Source organism: Shewanella bicestrii, from assembly GCF_002216875.1.
GTDB lineage: Bacteria > Pseudomonadota > Gammaproteobacteria > Enterobacterales > Shewanellaceae > Shewanella > Shewanella seohaensis.
Genome location: NZ_CP022358.1, coordinates 2,981,882 through 3,000,309 on the forward strand (window position 1 = coordinate 2,981,882; position 18,428 = coordinate 3,000,309).

Annotated in this window: 12 protein-coding genes; 7 read left to right on the forward strand and 5 right to left on the reverse strand. The window is 46.3% G+C overall.

The window, feature by feature from the left end:
* Positions 1-138: 138 nt before the first annotated feature.
* Together CF168_RS12950 and CF168_RS12955 are read right to left on the reverse strand one after the other, a co-directional pair.
* The gene (locus CF168_RS12950) at positions 139-1,260 is read right to left on the reverse strand and encodes a beta-ketoacyl-ACP synthase III (protein ID WP_089068066.1); all 1,122 of its coding nucleotides are present in this window, start codon (positions 1,258-1,260) and stop codon (positions 139-141) included.
* On the reverse strand, positions 1,257-2,606 hold the full coding sequence (locus CF168_RS12955) for an RDD family protein (RefSeq protein ID WP_089068067.1): 1,350 nt from the start codon (positions 2,604-2,606) through the stop codon (positions 1,257-1,259). Before CF168_RS12955 ends, CF168_RS12950 begins: the two co-directional genes overlap by 4 nt.
* 245 nt (positions 2,607-2,851) lie before the next feature.
* Between CF168_RS12955 and cysK the strand changes: the two genes are divergently transcribed.
* From cysK to CF168_RS12975, 4 genes are all read left to right on the forward strand, one after another.
* On the forward strand, positions 2,852-3,820 hold the full coding sequence (cysK, locus tag CF168_RS12960) for a cysteine synthase A (protein WP_011622282.1): 969 nt from the start codon (positions 2,852-2,854) through the stop codon (positions 3,818-3,820).
* A gap of 213 nt (positions 3,821-4,033) precedes the next feature.
* Complete coding sequence (locus tag CF168_RS12965) at positions 4,034-5,107, forward strand: methyltransferase (RefSeq protein WP_089068068.1); 1,074 nt, start codon at positions 4,034-4,036, stop codon at positions 5,105-5,107.
* A gap of 122 nt (positions 5,108-5,229) precedes the next feature.
* On the forward strand, positions 5,230-6,219 hold the full coding sequence (locus CF168_RS12970; RefSeq protein ID WP_089068069.1) for a TDT family transporter: 990 nt from the start codon (positions 5,230-5,232) through the stop codon (positions 6,217-6,219).
* Positions 6,220-7,038: 819 nt separating this feature from the next.
* Complete coding sequence (locus tag CF168_RS12975; protein WP_240520027.1) at positions 7,039-9,534, forward strand: TonB-dependent receptor; 2,496 nt, start codon at positions 7,039-7,041, stop codon at positions 9,532-9,534.
* Between the two features lie 137 nt (positions 9,535-9,671).
* Here CF168_RS12975 and yfcC read toward each other — a convergent pair whose 3' ends face one another.
* Positions 9,672-11,240: a putative basic amino acid antiporter YfcC gene (gene yfcC / locus CF168_RS12980; RefSeq protein ID WP_167373635.1), complete on the reverse strand. Its 1,569-nt coding sequence runs from the start codon at positions 11,238-11,240 to the stop codon at positions 9,672-9,674.
* Between the two features lie 269 nt (positions 11,241-11,509).
* Entirely contained in the window at positions 11,510-12,484 is a 975-nt protein-coding gene (gene focA, locus CF168_RS12985; RefSeq protein WP_011716602.1) for a formate transporter FocA, read from the reverse strand.
* A 1,019-nt stretch (positions 12,485-13,503) separates the two neighbouring features.
* On the opposite strand from focA, the gene pflB reads away from it, so the two are divergent.
* A complete protein-coding gene (gene pflB / locus CF168_RS12995) occupies positions 13,504-15,786 on the forward strand; it encodes a formate C-acetyltransferase (RefSeq protein WP_089068072.1) in 2,283 nt (760 codons plus the stop codon).
* Positions 15,787-15,849: 63 nt separating this feature from the next.
* Positions 15,850-16,590 carry a pyruvate formate lyase 1-activating protein gene (gene pflA / locus CF168_RS13000; RefSeq protein ID WP_089068073.1) on the forward strand — a complete coding sequence of 247 codons (741 nt, stop codon included), beginning with the start codon at positions 15,850-15,852 and terminating at the stop codon, positions 16,588-16,590.
* A 15-nt stretch (positions 16,591-16,605) separates the two neighbouring features.
* On the opposite strand, the gene yfbV is transcribed toward pflA, so the two are convergent.
* The gene (gene yfbV / locus CF168_RS13005) at positions 16,606-17,049 is read right to left on the reverse strand and encodes a terminus macrodomain insulation protein YfbV (protein ID WP_083757889.1); all 444 of its coding nucleotides are present in this window, start codon (positions 17,047-17,049) and stop codon (positions 16,606-16,608) included.
* 141 nt (positions 17,050-17,190) lie between these two features.
* On the opposite strand from yfbV, the gene ackA reads away from it, so the two are divergent.
* Positions 17,191-18,390, forward strand: coding sequence for an acetate kinase (ackA, locus tag CF168_RS13010; protein ID WP_011622273.1), 1,200 nt, complete (start codon positions 17,191-17,193; stop codon positions 18,388-18,390).
* Positions 18,391-18,428 lie beyond the last annotated feature (38 nt).

The following is an 18,428-nucleotide window of genomic DNA, read 5'->3' on the forward strand; positions in this document are numbered from 1 at the left end:
TAAAAAAGTGTTTTTAAGGCTGCTTACAGCCTTGTTTGATTAAAGGCATTTTCGGCTAAGGTACCGCATCAAACCGTTTAATCAATATGCTGATATAAAAGCTAAGGCCCCATTGCTGGTAATGGGGCCTGAGTCGATTTAGCGTTTTTGCAAAATCACGCTACCGATGGAGTAGCCCGCGCCAAAGGAGCTTAATAGCCCTAAATCGCCCGCATTAAAGTCAGCGGAATATTTATGGAAGGCAATCACAGAGCCGGCGGAGGCGGTATTGGCGTACTCGTCGAGCACTACGGGCGCTTGCTCTGGCGTTACCTCATCCCCTAGCAGTTTTTTCACCACGAATTGGTTCATATTGATGTTGGCTTGATGCAACCACAAACGTTTAAAGGACTGTGGTGTGAGGGATTGCTCGGCCAGATGCTCGTCTAAATGCTGATAAATCATCGGCAATAGTTCTTTAAAGACTTTACGCCCCTGTTGGTGGAATAACTTATCTGCCTGATGTGCCGAGCTTGGATCGCAGCGATTTAAAAAGCCGAAATTACTGCGAATATTGTTCGAGTAGTCAGTAAAACAACGGCTCGATACAATATTAAAACCCTTATTGGCGGCCACTAGGCTTTGCTCTTCGAGCACCATAGCAGTCGCTACATCGCCGAAGATAAAGTGACTATCACGGTCACGGTAGTTCACCTGCGCCGAACAAATTTCGGGGTTAATCACTAACACCCGTGACGCCGAGCCCGTCGCAATCGCATTGGCGGCGGCCACAATGGCAAAAGTGGCCGAAGAACAGGCAACCTGCATATCGTAGCCATAGCCACGGGTCCCCAGTGCCCGCTGGATTTCAATCGCCATCGCAGGATAAGCGCGCTGCGTATAAGCACAGGCAACGATCACTAAATCGATTTGATCGGCCTTCACATCCGCTTGCTTAAGAGCCATCACTGCCGCCTCAACCCCAATTTCGGCCTGCATAGATAACTCGTCACTGCTGCGCTCAGGAATAAGCGGCATCATGATTTCAGGATCGAGAATACCATCTTTAACCATCACATATCTGTGTTTGATGCCCGAGGCCTTCTCGATAAACTCACTGGAGGAATAAGACAGCGGCTCAACATGGCCCTGCTCAATTAATCCTGCATTCTCAAGGTTAAACATATCGACATAGGCGTTGAAGCTCTCCACCAAAGCTTCATTAGAAATACTGTGTGGCGGCGTAAATAAACCGCTGCCAGAAATAACGACCTGTTTCATAGGTGCTCCGAACGGGTGCTTGTTGTAAGGTGAGCAGACGTCGCATTATTCTGTGTTGGCACGGCGGCCAATGCGTGTTCAGCCTGCGCCTGTTGCTGCTCTAATTGTTGCTTTTTATGCATTTGCGCTAAGTCTATCACGACTGTGGAAGATATTTTATCTTGGATCCCCTGCCGATTGGCATCCCAAAATATCTGCATAAAGCCCAGTAAACCCGTCGTGAAGCCCGCCGCATAACCACCATAACGGCCAAATGCCCCCCAAAGGCTGATTTTAGCGCCATCAAGTTGGATAACGCGGATGCCTAAGAGTTTCTTACCTAAGGTCTGACCATCAAATTTGGCGGTAAACACAGTGAAGTAAAATGCAGCCCAGCCAAAACCTAAGCCCATATCGCTCATAAAGCCTTTGATCCACGCCAGCACACTGCGGGTGTCACTCTCTTCTTCATCATCGACTTCACTGTTAGGGCTTTCGGTTTGATGTGCTAGATTGAGATTGATGTCAGGAACTAAGGGAGCATTTTCCATTGCCGCTCGATTATCGGTTTGAGCGTTGGCTAATCCATCGGTTATTGGCTCAGGTGCAGAAACAGCTTCATGCGTGCCATCGGGCGACTGATTTGGCTTTGACGGCGGTGATAATGTGCTTGAATCCTTGGTTGAATTCTTAGCTAATCCCTTGGTTGAATCCAGAGTGACTTCAAACACCTTCACCTCGGGCCAGAGACTGCCCGCCATAATTTCATCGCGTAACTGCGTTTTATCGGCCTCGGATAACTCCGAGCTCGCTAAAGTATCTAATACCATATCGCGGCGCTCAACTGCCGACATTCCCTCCATAGGCACATTCTCGAGCGTCTGAATCTCGAGTGTCTGAGTGTCGAGCGTCTGCTGCAAAGCACGGATCTGTTCACGGGCACAATCGGTATTTTCACAGAGTCCGAGGGAGACAAGATCTGGAATTGCCTTAACAACAGCATTGATATCCTGTGGCGCGTTGACCTTTTCGCGGGAAGTTTTACTCGATTGATGGAAATTCCACAAATTCCCCGCCGAGCTAAAGAGCATTAATCCCAGCATGGCCGCATAGAGGCCCCATTTGAGTAAGCGGCCAAACTGACGACTGCGTTTCTCGATGTAAATAATCCCCACCACCAGCAGAACAAACAGCCAATCCATTTGTTCGGCTAAAATAGTGATAAATAAACCGTCGATTAACATCGCCAGCGCCCGCTTAAATGGCGTCGCTAACGGGGTATAAAGTACCGATTCGGCAATAGTGAATGCCTTAGGGGTGACCATAGTTCTTGGATCTTTGCCCAAGTCCGTTTGTTGTTGCTTCATAGTGTGGCAATCCGATTCCGATAGAAGTTTTATAAGTGAAACATCAAGTGGTTATTCTTATTTACAGGTTATTTTTTATTGATGTTAGCAAGAGGTTAACACAGTTAAACCCACTGCCAATTGGGCTTTGCGAATAACAGGATTATCTTTAATAACCAAATCGAATAAAGAAGAACAAACAATCACTTCTAAATGCGCCACAGGCGATTATGATTCAATAGTGCAAACATAGGAGCAAGCAATCCATGAGCAAAATTTTCGAAGACAATTCATATACTATTGGCAATACCCCGTTAGTGCGTTTAAACCGCGTAAGCCAAGGTAAAGTGCTGGCAAAGGTCGAAGCACGTAATCCAAGTTTCAGTGTCAAATGCCGTATCGGTGCCAATATGATTTGGGATGCCGAGAAAAAAGGCCTGCTCACCAAAGATCACGAACTGATTGAGCCTACCTCAGGTAATACCGGGATTGCCTTAGCCTATGTGGCGGCTGCCCGTGGTTACAAGCTGACGTTAACTATGCCAAATACTATGAGCTTAGAGCGTCGTAAACTGCTGAAAGCCTTAGGTGCGAACCTAGTGCTGACCGAAGGCGCAAAGGGCATGAAAGGTGCTATCGATAAAGCGGAAGAAATCCGTCAATCGGCGCCTGAAAAATACATTATGCTGCAGCAGTTTAATAACCCTGCAAACCCTGAAATCCACGAAAAAACCACTGGTCCAGAGATTTGGAACGATACCGATGGTGCTGTGGATGTGTTTGTTGCAGGTGTAGGTACTGGCGGTACTATCACAGGTGTAAGCCGTTACCTGAAGAAAGTCGCTGGCAAAGCCATTACTTCTGTCGCGGTAGAACCTGCTGATTCACCAGTTATCACCCAAACCTTAGCGGGATTACCAGTGCAACCTGGTCCACACAAAATTCAAGGTATTGGCGCAGGTTTTATCCCTGGTAACTTAGATCTTGAGTTAATCGATCGCGTTGAAACCGTCACCAACGATGAAGCCATCGACATGGCGCGCCGCTTAATGCAAGAAGAAGGCATTTTAGTCGGTATTTCTTCTGGCGCTGCTGTGGTTGCGGCGAACCGCATCGCGGCTCTGCCTGAATTTGCGGATAAAAACATTGTGGTTATCCTGCCTTCGGCTGCCGAGCGTTACTTATCGTCTGTACTGTTCCAAGGCCAGTTTGGCGACGAAGAGAACATTCAGTAATAAGGCAATTAGGCCTACAAAAAATACCCAGCATTGTCTGGGTATTTTTATGGCCGAAATTTATGCGCAATCACCATTAACACCACTTCCCTCTCCTCCAGATCTGCATTTATCCACTAAGTTGGAGCTAGTTCATAGTTTTCCACCGCCACTCTGACTTTTGCCGTTAACTTCGCTATAAAGATTGTATTCCTTTGTAAACTCAACCAATTTATGTCCTTCTATCATACCCCGAAAGCCTTAAGCGCCTTCGATGCCAAATTTGAGGCGCAAAAAATCGCCTTTGGCCCCATAAGTTTTCAGGTTGCCCATTGCCTGCTGAAATTTGAAGTATTAGCCACCATTGACCAAGCTGGCGAACAAGGGCTGAGCATAGCCCAACTTGCGCAAACCAGTGTGTTAAACGAGTATGCCCTTGGCGTTTTACTCGATATGGGACTGAGCATGGGGCTGGTATGGCTCAATGGCGATACCTATGTGCTCGATAAAACAGGCTATTTTTTACTGCACGATGATATGGCGGCCATTAACCTCAATTTTGTGCAGGACGTGTGTTATCAAGGACTGTTTCAACTCGATAAGGCGCTAGTCGCGGGTAAACCCTCTGGCTTGGCGGTATTTGGCGATTGGCAGACGATTTACCCTGCCCTTAAGGATTTACCTGCTGAGGCTAAGGCCAGCTGGTTTGCCTTCGATCACTATTATTCTGATCATGCTTTTCCACAGATTTTACCCTTAGTGTTTGCCCATTCTCCCAAGCACTTAGTCGATATTGGCGGAAATACGGGTAAATGGGCGCTAAGCTGCTGCGAGTTTCATCCAGAGGTTGAAGTCACCCTGATGGACTTCCCAGGCCAATTAGCCGTTGCCAAAGACAATGCCGCCAAGCATGGCTTTACCAAGCGGATCCACACCTTTGCCACCGATTTGCTCGATGAATCACGCCCCTTTGTCGAAGGCGCCGATACCTACTGGATGAGCCAGTTCCTCGACTGCTTCTCTTTGGAGCAAATCCTCAGTATCTTGCAACGCACCGCTCAGGCGATGACGCCAAACAGTCAGTTGTTCATTGTCGAAACTTTCTGGGACAGACAACCCTCAGCCGCCTCAGCCTATTGCGTCAATGCGACGAGCTTGTACTTTACTGCGATGGCCAATGGTAATAGCCGCATGTACCACTCTAAGGACTTGATAACGTTACTACATCAAGCGGGCTTATACGTCGATGAAGACACTGACAACCTTGGTCTTGGGCATACTTTGCTGCGTTGTAAACGCAAACCCTAAAGATTAATAAAATTTGAATCTCTGAATAAAATCAATCAATTTTATTTATCACACTCTCAGCCATACACTGACATTAACAGATAGACACATCGAATTAATGTCAGTGTTGAGAGGTAACAAACATGACTTCAAAACGTAAACGTTGGACAGCACAGGCAGCAAAATTACCCAGCCCTATGGGCGGACTCGCCCTTGCGATTGCAAGCTTAGGTTGGACCTGGGAGAGTGTGATGCCCTCACTCAATGGGTGGGGCCAACTGACAGGTGCTGTCATAGCCTCAGTCTTACTCATGCTGCTGGCTGCAAAATTTATACTGCATCCCACAGTGCTGAAGAACGAACTTAGCCATCCGGTTGTTGGTAGCGTGATCCCAACATTCGCCATGGCGTTAATGGTGGTCTCGAACCTGCTCGGCCACTATTTCCCCCATGCCGGCTTAACACTGTGGCTAGGGGCCATTGTTATCCATGTCCTCTTTTTAGGCGCCTTTATCTATTACCGCGCTATCGACTTCAAGCTCGAACATATGGTGCCTAGCTGGTTTGTGCCACCCATTGGCATCATAGTGGCGGCTGTATCCTTCCCCAGTAATGGCGCGCCATGGTTAGTGAACTTGATCCTAGCCTTCGGCATGCTCGCATATTTAGTCATGCTGCCATTGATGCTCTATCGATTAATCTTCTGTCAAGCTGTGCCCGATGCGGCTAAACCCACCATTGCCATCCTCGCCGCGCCAGCCAGTTTATCCTTAGCGGGCTACTTAACTGTGTGCGAGCAACCTTCAATTGCTCTGGTCGCCGTATTGGCCAGCATTGCAGTATTGATGACAGCAGTGATTTATCTCGCTTTTTTCCATCTGCTCAAATTGCCCTTTAGCCCAGGCTATGCCGCTTTCACCTTTCCCATGGTGATCGGCGCGACGGCACTGTTTAAAACCGCCCACTGGCTCGCGCAATTTAGTCAAATGAGCGACCTCACCCACTGGGTATGGTTACTTGCGGACTTCGAACTCGGTGTTGCAACCATAGTCGTTTGTTATGTCGCACTCAGGTATTTAACTCATTATCTACCTAATCCTACTCACATAACAGATAACACCACTACAGTTTAACCTACTCATAAGTATTTAAATGCTTAGCATCGGGTGTCTATAAAACATTCAAACCTCATTTCATAAAATATTTGTATGACAAAATAAGTGAATTTAAATTCACTTATTTTGTCTAGTTAAATGCATTTTGCTTAAAAATCCCCATAAAATAGTTAGCTTAAATTGAAAACACTGAATACTTAAAACTCACTGAATAAAAGATATTCAAAAACGAGTTAATAACCGTACAGCATCTACTGATTTAAGCTATTTTTAATACGACGCCAATAAAAATACAGAACTCAAAACCGTATAAACACCGAGGTTAAATAAAAATCTAAATATACAAAAAAAGTATGATTATTTTATTCTTACAAAAACTTTCAATTTTTACGAATAAATAACAACTCATTAATATACATTCAAACTTACTGCTGATTTTATTGCCAAAATTGGTTTTAAACATCTAAAAGCCGCTAACACACTCATAAATAAAACCAACAAAAAACATTTAATTAACAATTAATCGTTAAGCATTGCAACTTACGAAATTTACACTGTTGCACTTGTTATTTTCTTGTGGTTATATCTTGAGCCTAATTAAATAGGGCTCTATTTCTTACAACGTTCCGTATTTAATTAAAATAACAATTAAACAAATAACAAGTGTTAAGGGAGAATGATATGCGCGCTAATTCGACATTAGCCAAAGCGGTTCGCTTTGCGTTAATTGGTGGTGCCACAACAGCAGCTTTATCTAGTACTGTTGTTTATGCTGCAGAGGATAACGCTAAGGTAGAACGTATTGAAGTAACAGGTTCCCGTATTCAAAGAACTGATATGGAATCAGCGTTACCAGTTACTGTTTTATCGGCCGAAGATATTGCCAAAACAGGTTTAAGTGATGTTTCTGCTGTTTTAGCACAAATGCCATTTAACACTGCTGGTAGTTTTATTAGTGATGCAGGTAGCTCTGCCAGTAACCATGCCAGTTCAGGTATGCGTGGTTTAGGTTCGAACCGTACGTTAACCTTAATCAACGGTCGCCGTATTGCGCCATCTGCAACTTTTGGTGGTGATGCTACTAACCTCAATTTAATTCCAATGGATGCAATCGAGCGTATTGAAATTTTACGTGACGGTGCATCAGCAATTTATGGTTCAGATGCTATCGGTGGTGTAATCAACATCATCCTTAAGAAGACTTTTGACGGTTTAGCATTCGATGCCAAATTTGGTAGCCCGACTCAAGGTGGAAGAGACGAAAAGTCAGCTTCTGTCACTTTCGGTAATACCAGTGATAAAAGCAGCAGCTTAGTGATCATCGAGCATAAGCAATTTGATCCACTGCAAGGCGGTCAACGTCCTCATTTAACCGCGAACTGGGACAAGAAATACGGCCGTAGTGGCTTATATGCGCCAGAAGGCACATATCGTCCAGTTGAATCTCGTCCTGTGAAAGGCGCAGATGGTACCTTCGGCACCCCAGTCTACACTGGCTTACAGGTTCCAGGTAAAGATTGTCCAGCCGATCGCATTGTAACCACCAAAGACGGTTCAGCTTGTGGTTTCAACCAGTTTGATGGTACTGACTATTTACCAGATCAAACAAAAGACTCTGTATTCTCTAATATGACTTACCGTATCACTGACGAATTAGAGTGGTTTGGTCAAGCTATCGTAATGCGTGATAAATCCATCACGTCTTCTACCGCGCTGTGGACTCCTAACCTATACATGGCGGCAGATAACCCATTAAACCCAACATTCGGCACAGCGAATGCTTCAGAAGTTCAAGCTTATCATCGCTTGAAGGGCGTAGCTGATCGTAAGACTGAATTCGACTCAAACGTTGTAGACATTGTCACAGGTCTAAACCTTGAGTTAGATGCAGGCTCTCTGAGCTGGTACGTACAATACTCAGATCAAATCGTAAACATTGAAACTGACTCTTACGTATTCGAAGATAAGTTACAAGAAGCGGTTGATAAAGGTCTATACAACCCATTTGTAGAAGGTGGTAATGCGACCCAAGAAACTTTAGATACTTTCTTACATACAGCGACTCGTAAAGCAACATCTAACACTACCGGTACAGGATTATCATGGGCTGCACTGGCTCCTATCTCCTTACCAGGTGGTGACTTAGGTTACGCTCTGGGTATGGAATACCAAAAAATCGAATACAAAGATACCCGTGATGCTCAACAAGCAGCTGGTAATGTATTAGGAACTTACGGTGGTGATTCTGCTGGTGATAGAAGCTACAAAGCAGCATTCGTTGAATTAGAACTGCCAGTATTAGATCACTTAAACGTGAAACTAGCGAGCCGTTACGACCAATATAGCTTGCCAGATGTTGGTCAGCTTTCAAGCTCTGTAAACGTACGTTACGAAGCATTAGATAACCTAGTGTTACGTGCATCTTACGGCCAAGGCTTTAGAGCACCATCACTGGATGACTTGTTAGGCAAGCCAGCAACCAGTTATGACAGAATCACTGACACCACTCTGTGTCAAAGTCTGCCTGCTGATCAGAAAGACGGCAACCCAGCTTGTGAAGATAACCAATACCTACGTAAGAGTTCAGGTAACACAGAGCTAGATCCAGAGAAATCTGCTCAGTACTCTTTCGGTGCCGTATGGAATATCACTGAAAACATCGACTTAGTTGTTGATTATTACAACATCGAAATCACAGACCAAGTCAGCTACATCGATGCACAAACAATTGTGGATTTAGAAGCAATTGGTGGTTTAGGTGCTTATGACCCTAACTACATCTACGTTAAACGTAAAGCTGACGGCACCATCGATGAAATTGGCGCTGGCAACATCAACATGGATGGCGTACAAACCTCAGGTCTTGACGTGTCATTCACATCAAACTTCGATTTTGCTGAATTTGGTGCATTTAAGTTTGCGGTTGAAGGAACCTATGCGCTTGAATACACAGAACAAGCAAGCCCGATTGCTAAACGTTATGATGTGTTAGGTACTAAGGGTTATCCTGCACTACGTTTCAACACAACATTTAGCTACGCCATCGATGACTTCTCTGCATCTTTGATTGCTAAGTACATTGACTCTTATGATGGTGAAACTCCACAGCAACAAGAAGTTGGCACAAACAAGCAAGACTTCTCATCGTTCACTACATGGGACCTCACCCTAAACTATGACTTCGACAGCTATGGTAAAGTCACTGTAGGTGCACGCAACTTGTTTGATGCAATGCCAACGGTTAACTACAGCTTAGGTTACCCTGGATACGATACTGATACTCATAATATCTTAGGTCGTGTCGTGTTTGCAGGTTACAAAGTGAAATTCTAATTTCCCTTTAGGAAGATAGAAAACCACAAAAAAACGGCATCCTCGGATGCCGTTTTAACCAATTCACTGAGTTAACCCTTAGTGCCTATTTACCCGCTGCCTGAGGTTATCCCTAGCGCCTAGCTAAATCCTCGCACCTAGTTAAATCCAAGATAGTGCGCGCCAATCACTAGCACACTTGAGACCAACATCAGCAGCAACATAAAACGCCAGACAAATTTCAGCCAGTTGCCCCAATCGACGCGGCATACGCCAAGGGTCGCCATCAAAGAGGCTGAGGTGGGTACTATGATATTGGTGAGCCCGTCGCCGAGCTGAAAGGCCAATACCGCCACTTGGCGCGTCACACCAACAATGTCAGAGAGAGGTGCCATCAGTGGCATAGTCAATGCGGCCTGCCCTGATCCTGAGGTCACAAAAAAGTTGAATACCGATTGAAACAACAACATAAACCACGCCGAGAGTGCATCCGGCAAATGGCCAATTACCCCGCCTGCGCTGTTCAGTATCGAATTAAGCACACTCGGTTCAGTCGGAGCACCGCCGCCAAGGAGCAGTAAAATCCCCGAGGCACATCCCACTAAAAGAGCTGGCTCTAACATGGTTTTGGCGCCGTCCTTAAAACTCTGCGCCACCTTGTTAAGCGTTAAGCCATTGAGCTTAAACACGCAGCCAATGACGCCAGCCACCATCCCCATGGTAAAAAACTGACTAGCGATCTCGGGGATAAACCACGCCTTTGCCACAACGCCCCAAATCACCCACACCATAGTTAACACTAACAACAGCAGCACCAACACATCCCCAAGATTAAAGCGGCTCTCGAGCTGAGTATTGGCATGGTGCTCACGGAAATAAGCATCGGACTGATAACTATGGGAGAGACTAGGTTGCTGCTGAATACGATGGGCGTAACGCATGGTAAAGACGATGCCAAGCAAAGTGAATCCAAGCCACATGGGGAAACGAAACTCACTGCCTGAAAGAACCGGGATCCCCGCAATCCCTTGGGCAATCGCCACACTGAAGGGATTCATCCAAGAACTGGCAAAACCAATTTGGGTCGCCACATAGGTCACCATCACAGTGGTGATACCGTCATACCCTAAACGGATCATGAGTGGGCAGATGATAATGGCAAAGGCAATGGCCTCTTCTCCCATGCCAAACACGGCACCGCCTAAGGAAAACAGCGTAAATATCACCGGAATAAATAACTTTTCATTGCCACGGGTTTTATCGATTAGCTTTAAGATGCCGTTATCTATGGTGCCAGTGGCCATCACCACTCCAAAGGAGCCGCCAATCACTAGCATAAACATGATAACGCCAATCGCGCTGCCCCATTTAGACCCCGATGTCAGGCCCTCAAAAGCGAAGTTAAAAAAGCCAACGCCGCCCTCGCCTTTAAACAGTGCCACGGGTTGTAACTTAGGCTCGCCCGCATCATCCAATTGATAGGCAAAAGAATTAGGGTCGACGACAGTCCGCGCTTTATCGACGCCATCGGCCAGATAATGCACCTCCTGGGTTTGAAACGAGCCGATGGGGATAAAGTAAGTCATTAATCCCGCAAGTAATGCCACAAAAAAGATGATCACTAAGGTATCGGGCATTTGAAAGGCTGAGGGAGTATGTGAAGCGGATGGTGCCATAGCAGTCTGAGCTGCTTCAGTTGGCTGAGTCGTCGAGGGTGGAGTCGTCATAGATGCGCCATTTTATGTCAAACAGAAAAGGCCGCACTATAAACTAAAGCGCTGTAAATCAGTACATAAAATCTTCATTCGCTTACATGATTACGCAAAATGCTTACATCTATCACAAACAGCTAATCTGCATAAAAAAGCGTTTTACTGCGAATGCAGCACAAAAAAGCCCAGTAACACTGGGCATTTTTATAAGCCTAAGGCAAGCAGTCACTCAAGGAGCTGTTATCCCAAATCTAAGTGACTGACTCGCTTAGTTACTAACTCTCTTACTTACTTTCTTGGCTATTTTTCGCCTTTTCAGTATGCAGAGGCGATGCAAAAAAGTGCGGTTGATGGGATTTTTGCGGATCGGGTAAGGCAATTTGGCCCTGCTCAATCCACCAATAACCGAGGCCAACGATCACACCGCCGCCGACAATGTTCCCTAAGGTCACAGGAATTAAGTTATTGAATACGAAGTTTGCCACGGTTAAATCGGCAAATTGTTCTTGGGTCACGCCTAGGGATGCAAAAAACTCAGGGCTAGCGACCGACTGAATAGTGATCCCAAGCGGCACCATAAACAGGTTTGCGATACTGTGTTCAAAGCCACTGCTGACAAACATGGCTACCGGGAGGATCAGTAAAATCGCTTTAGTTAGGGATTCGCGGCTGGCGAAGGTCATCCAAATACCCAGACACACCAACATGTTACATAAAATACCTAAGCTAAATGCCTGTACCCAAGTATGGTGTAACTTATGTTGCGACACTTTTAACGCATTTAAGCCCCAGTTGCCGCCATCGAGCTCATATAAGCCCGCCGCCATGATCAAGCCAACCATTAACATGGCACCGACGAAGTTGCCGATATACACGCGGCTCCAGCATTTGAGTAATTCACTGGTTGTCACCTGCTTTTGCGCCCATGCAACGCTGCTCAGCACCGAACTGGTAAACAGCTCACCGCCGCAAATTACCACCAAAATTAAGCCTAAGCTGAAGGCAATCCCGCCCACTAGGCGCACTAAGCCCCAAGCGCTATCACCCGCACCCGTGGTGACAGTCAGATAAAACACAAAGGCTAAGGCAATAAAAGCGCCAGCAAAGACCGCTAAACCAAAGGATTGCCAAGGCGCCTTAACCACTTTGCTTTTGCCGTAAATTTCGGCTTGGTGATAACAGCTAAAGTGTGAAGAAACCTGTATTGGCTCATGGCCAGTCGAGGATGTTTGTGGAGCATTAGCGTGTGAGTCTTTCATAACTGTACTCCCAAAGCCGATAAACAAACGCGAACTTGCAACATAGGTCTCTCCTACAGCGCCCAAGCGCAGATCAAACCAATCAACATTTACATTAAGACTTGCTTAAATGATGACTCACTAAAGTCACGCTTTGTAACATACAAATCGCATTAGCCGTGAAGCAGAGTTTGCCAAAGCGTGATGTTATTCACAGGTAAAATGTAAAAGTTTTGAAGCCATAAACACAAAAGGTTAATTGGTCATACCAATTTCAATCACCTTTAGCCAATATGCCATGCTGCTTTTCAATATCATTTTTAGGCAAGATGAAGCAGATTTAACCTTACAGAAGGTGAGTGTCCGTAATCAAGATGACGGCTTGTTGACGACGCCACTGTTCGCGCTGCATTCACTTGAGGAGAAACAATCATGTTTCCTATCCCCTCAAACCAAACGCTTTCATACTGACTATTTTCCGTCAAATACCCTACCACCGCCTAGCATCCCGTATAAACGAGCCTTTTGCGACGACTGTATTATCAGGCCAAAGACCGCCTAAATCGTAAACAATTAAAATCAATCGATACGGTGATAGCTTTCGTCGGTTAAAAGCGCGACAGTCAATCAAATAAGCGATGACATTGGCAGCTAATGGGCCAGCAAAAGCGTGCTTTAAACCTTATTGTGCTAAAAAAATGCTACCTTGCTAGCAAATTTGCGATTAACCGGGCACAAACTCGCCCGTTTAAGATGCGAGAGTATAAGAGCTATGCTAATATGCTCATGGATAATTGGTCTTACCAATTTATAAAAAGAGTTATCGATAACCGATAATCCAAGTTAAACGAATATTTGTCATCTTATCGGGTATCAATAGACAGACACTTGGCGCGATAAATATCCCCAAGTTCCAGTTCCCATCATAGGGCGTCATCTTGAAGGGAGCTTTAATCAGGAAATAGCGATTGGCCTATACTCAACATGGTTTGCCCCATGAGCGCCAATGACCTTTATCTCAACCAAAAGGTATTAGTACGATGACCGACAAAACTGAACTGTTTGCCAACGCATGGGAAGGTTTTACCCCTGGCGATTGGAAATCTGAAGTCAATGTACGTGACTTTATTCAACAAAACTATGCTCCCTATGAAGGTGACGAGTCATTCCTAGCCGGTGCCACCGAAGCCACAACCCAGTTGTGGGACAAAGTGATGGAAGGCATCAAGCAAGAAAACCGTACCCACGCGCCAGTTGATTTCGATACTAAGATGGTCTCTACCATCACTTCCCATGACGCGGGTTATATCAATAAAGATTTAGAAACTATCGTTGGTTTACAAACTGATGCGCCGCTCAAGCGCGCTATGTTACCTAACGGTGGTATTCGCATGGTTGAAGGCTCATGTGCCGCTTACAACCGCGAACTCGACGCCGATGTAAAATACATCTACTCAGAACTGCGTAAAACCCACAACCAAGGCGTATTCGACGTCTACACGCCTGAAATCATGGCGTGCCGTAAATCCGGCGTATTAACTGGTTTACCCGATGCCTATGGTCGTGGCCGTATTATCGGTGACTATCGCCGCGTAGCGCTCTACGGTATCGACTTCTTAATGAAGGATAAATTTGCCCAGTTCAGCTCACTGCAAGCCCAGTTCGAAGCCGGCGAAGATTTATCTAACGTTATCCAACTGCGTGAAGAAATTGCCGAGCAGCACCGCGCTCTAGGTCAAATGAAGACCATGGCGGCTAAATACGGTTTCGATATTTCTCGCCCAGCCGCTAACGCCAAAGAAGCGATTCAATGGACATATTTTGGCTACTTAGCCGCTGTGAAGAGCCAAAACGGCGCAGCTATGTCTTTAGGCCGTACCTCATCTTTCCTCGATATCTACATCGAGCGCGATCTGAAAAACGGCACCATCACAGAGCAACAAGCTCAAGAAATGATTGACCATTTCGTGATGAAACTGCGTATGGTGCGTTTCCTACGTACTCCAGAATACGATGAGTTATTCTCAGGCGATCCTATTTGGGCAACTGAATCAATCGGCGGTATGGGCTTAGATGGCCGTACACTGGTAACCAAATCCAGCTTCCGTTTCTTAAACACCTTATACACTATGGGTCCAAGCCCAGAGCCAAACATCACTGTGCTCTGGTCTGACAAACTGCCTGTAGGCTTTAAAAAGTACTGCGCCAAAGTGTCTATCGACACCAGCTCTATCCAGTACGAAAACGATGACTTAATGCGCCCAGATTTCCAATCTGACGATTACGCTATCGCTTGCTGCGTGAGCCCAATGGTTGTGGGTAAACACATGCAGTTCTTCGGCGCCCGTGCAAACTTGGCAAAAACCATGTTGTATGCGATTAACGGCGGTGTTGACGAAAAACTGAAAATCCAAATCGCCCCTAAAGCTGACCCAATCACCGACGAAGTGTTGAACTTCGATGACGTGATGAATCGTTTAGACGGCCTGATGGATTGGTTAGCGACGCAATATGTCACTGCGCTAAACTCTATTCACTACATGCACGACAAGTACTCCTACGAAGCTGCGCTAATGGCGCTGCACGACAGAGACGTTCGTCGTACCATGGCTTGTGGTATCGCAGGGCTTTCTATCGCGGCCGACTCACTGTCTGCTATCAAGTACGCTCAAGTTAAACCTGTACGTGATGAAAACGGCATTGCCGTCGACTTTGAGATCAGCGGTGATTATCCAAAATTTGGTAACAATGACCCACGCGTCGACGATATCGCCTGTGACTTAGTGGAACGTTTTATGTCGAAGATCCGCGACCGTAAAATGTACCGCAACGCTATCCCAACTCAGTCAATTCTGACCATTACATCTAACGTGGTCTATGGTAAGAAAACCGGTAACACGCCAGACGGTCGCCGTTCAGGTGCGCCATTTGCACCGGGTGCAAACCCAATGCACGGCCGTGATGAGAAAGGCGCGATTGCCTCGTTAACCTCAGTGGCAAAACTGCCTTTTGCCCACGCACAGGACGGTATCTCTTACACCTTCTCCATCGTGCCTAATGCCTTAGGTAAAGATGAAGACGGTCGCCGTACTAACCTCGCGGCGTTGATGGACGGATATTTCGCCCACAACGAAGGACACGAAGGCGGTCAACACTTGAACGTTAACGTGATGAACCGTGAAATGCTTGAGGATGCGGTCGTTAACCCTGACAAGTATCCGCAACTGACCATCCGGGTATCGGGTTACGCAGTGCGCTTTAACTCTTTGACCCCAGAGCAGCAGCAAGACGTGATCACACGTACTTTCACAAAAGGTCTGTAAGCTAAATTAGGTAAGGCTGTAGTACAATGTGCTACAGCCTCACTTATTTCAACAGGAGTCACAATGGCAGTTACCGGTCGGATCCACTCAGTGGAATCCTTTGGCACAGTGGATGGTCCAGGCATACGGTTTATCACCTTTATGCAGGGCTGTTTAATGCGCTGTCAGTATTGTCATAACCGTGATACTTGGGATCTTGATGGTGGCAAAGAAGTACAGGTCGACGAGTTAATGAGCCAAATCATTAGCTACCGTCCCTTCCTCGATGCCAGCAACGGCGGTGTGACCGCCAGCGGTGGCGAAGCCATATTACAGGCGGAGTTTGTCGCCGAGCTTTTTAAAGCCTGTAAGAAAGAAGGCATTCATACCTGTTTAGATACCAACGGCTTTGTGCGTAAGTACACGCCAGTGATTGATGAGCTACTCGATAATACCGATCTGGTGTTGCTCGATATCAAACAAATGAATGACGATAAACACATTGAACTGACTAAGGTCAGTAACCACAGAACGCTGCAATTTGCCGAGTATCTCGCCAAACGCAATCAGCCTACCTGGATACGTTATGTGGTTGTGGGTGGATTTACCGACGATGAAGCTTCGGCATTACAACTGGCCGAATTTATCAAGCCCATGAAGAATATTGAAAAAGTTGAACTCCTGCCCTACCACGAACTGGGTAAACACAAGTGGGAAGCGATGGGAGAAAGTTATCAACTCGATGGCGTCGCCCCACCGAGTCGCGACACCATGGAAAAAATTAAAGCCGTGTTTAGCTCTCATGGCATTAATGCAGTGTATTAAGACGCCAAGGGAGGCTTAAAGCTCCTCCCAATAACTGGCATCTAAGCGCTCAAAGGCTATTTTTAAAATGAGCGCCATATCAAGGTAACACGCCTTAGCGCCCAAGGATTGGCAATGAATGCCCATGGCAGACAATTTCGCACTCAACTGATTACTCCAGTCGAACAGCGATAAAGGTAATGGATGGCGTGCACGCCAGCCTAACCACAATAAGCCCTGCAACGGCAGGCTAATAAAGAACAAAGCGATTGTGAGGGCTTGGGGTAAAAACGCCCAACCATAGGTATAAATCTGACTCACACTCGCCAAAATCGCCAGCACTGGCATCACCAGAATGGCAAGCTGAGTGGCGCGTACCACCCGATACTCAGGAAAATACAAACCCAGTTGTCTAACCATAGGCCACGTCTTCATATAACGACGACCGTCACCTAAGGTTTTGAGAATATTGATACTCAATTTTAGACACCTACAACAGAGGAACACTGCTTTTACCATAGCACAATCTGGCACTGCGCCCCAAGACTGTGATGGCAAATTACGCAAGCGTTCCCAAGATTTTGAATCGTTAACTTAAACACAATGGCAAAAGGTTTACACATGTCTAATAAACTGGTTTTAGTACTCAATTGCGGTAGCTCTTCACTCAAATTTGCCGTCATTGACGCGCAAACAGGTGACGATCAGATCTCTGGCCTAGCCGAGTGTTTTGGCTTAGAAGACTCGCGCATTAAATGGAAAATCAACGGTGAAAAGCATGAGTCCTCTTTAGGTGCATTTACCGCTCACCGCGAAGCCGTTGAATTTATCGTCAATAAAATCCTTGCTGGTCAACCTGAATTAGCCGCGCAGATCCAAGCCGTGGGTCACCGTATCGTACACGGCGGTGAGAAGTTCACTCGCTCTGTGATCATCGACGAGCATGTGATCAAAGGTATTGAAGAATGTTCTTCACTGGCGCCACTGCATAACCCAGCACACCTTATCGGCATTCGCGCGGCCATAGCGTCTTTCCCTAAACTGCCACAAGTGGCGGTATTCGATACTGCATTCCACCAAAGCATGCCTGAGCGCGCTTTTATCTACGCCCTGCCATACAAGCTGTACCGTGAGCACGGTATCCGCCGCTATGGTATGCACGGCACTAGCCACCTGTTTGTGAGTCGTGAAGCCGCTAAAGTGTTGAACAAGCCTTTAGAAGAAACCAATGTGATCTGCGCGCACTTAGGTAACGGCGCCTCTGTGACTGCGGTTAAAGGCGGTAAGAGTGTTGATACCTCAATGGGACTGACGCCGCTCGAAGGTTTAGTCATGGGCACACGCTGTGGCGACCTCGACCCCTCTATCATCTACCACTTAGTGCACCAACTGGGTTACACACTGGAAGAAGTCAACAACCTGATGAACAAGCAAAGTGGTCTGCTAGGGATTTCTGAGCTGACCAACGATTGCCGTGGCATTGAAGAAGGTTATGCCGATGGCCACAAAGGCGCGACCTTAGCACTGGAAATCTTCTGCTACCGTCTGGCGAAATATATTGCCTCATACACTGTGCCGCTCGGTCGTTTAGATGCAGTGGTCTTTACCGGTGGTATCGGCGAAAACTCCGACATCATCCGCGAGAAAGTGCTCAACATGCTGCAAATCTTCAATTTCCATGTGGATAGCGAGCGTAACAAAGCGGCCCGCTTCGGCAAGAAAGGCATCATCACCACTGACAACAGTACCGTTGCCATGGTCATCCCGACCAACGAAGAGTGGGTTATCGCCGAAGATTCGATTAAACTCATTACAAAATAATAAGATGATTCAAGCCGTTTGCTCAGCCAAACGGCTTT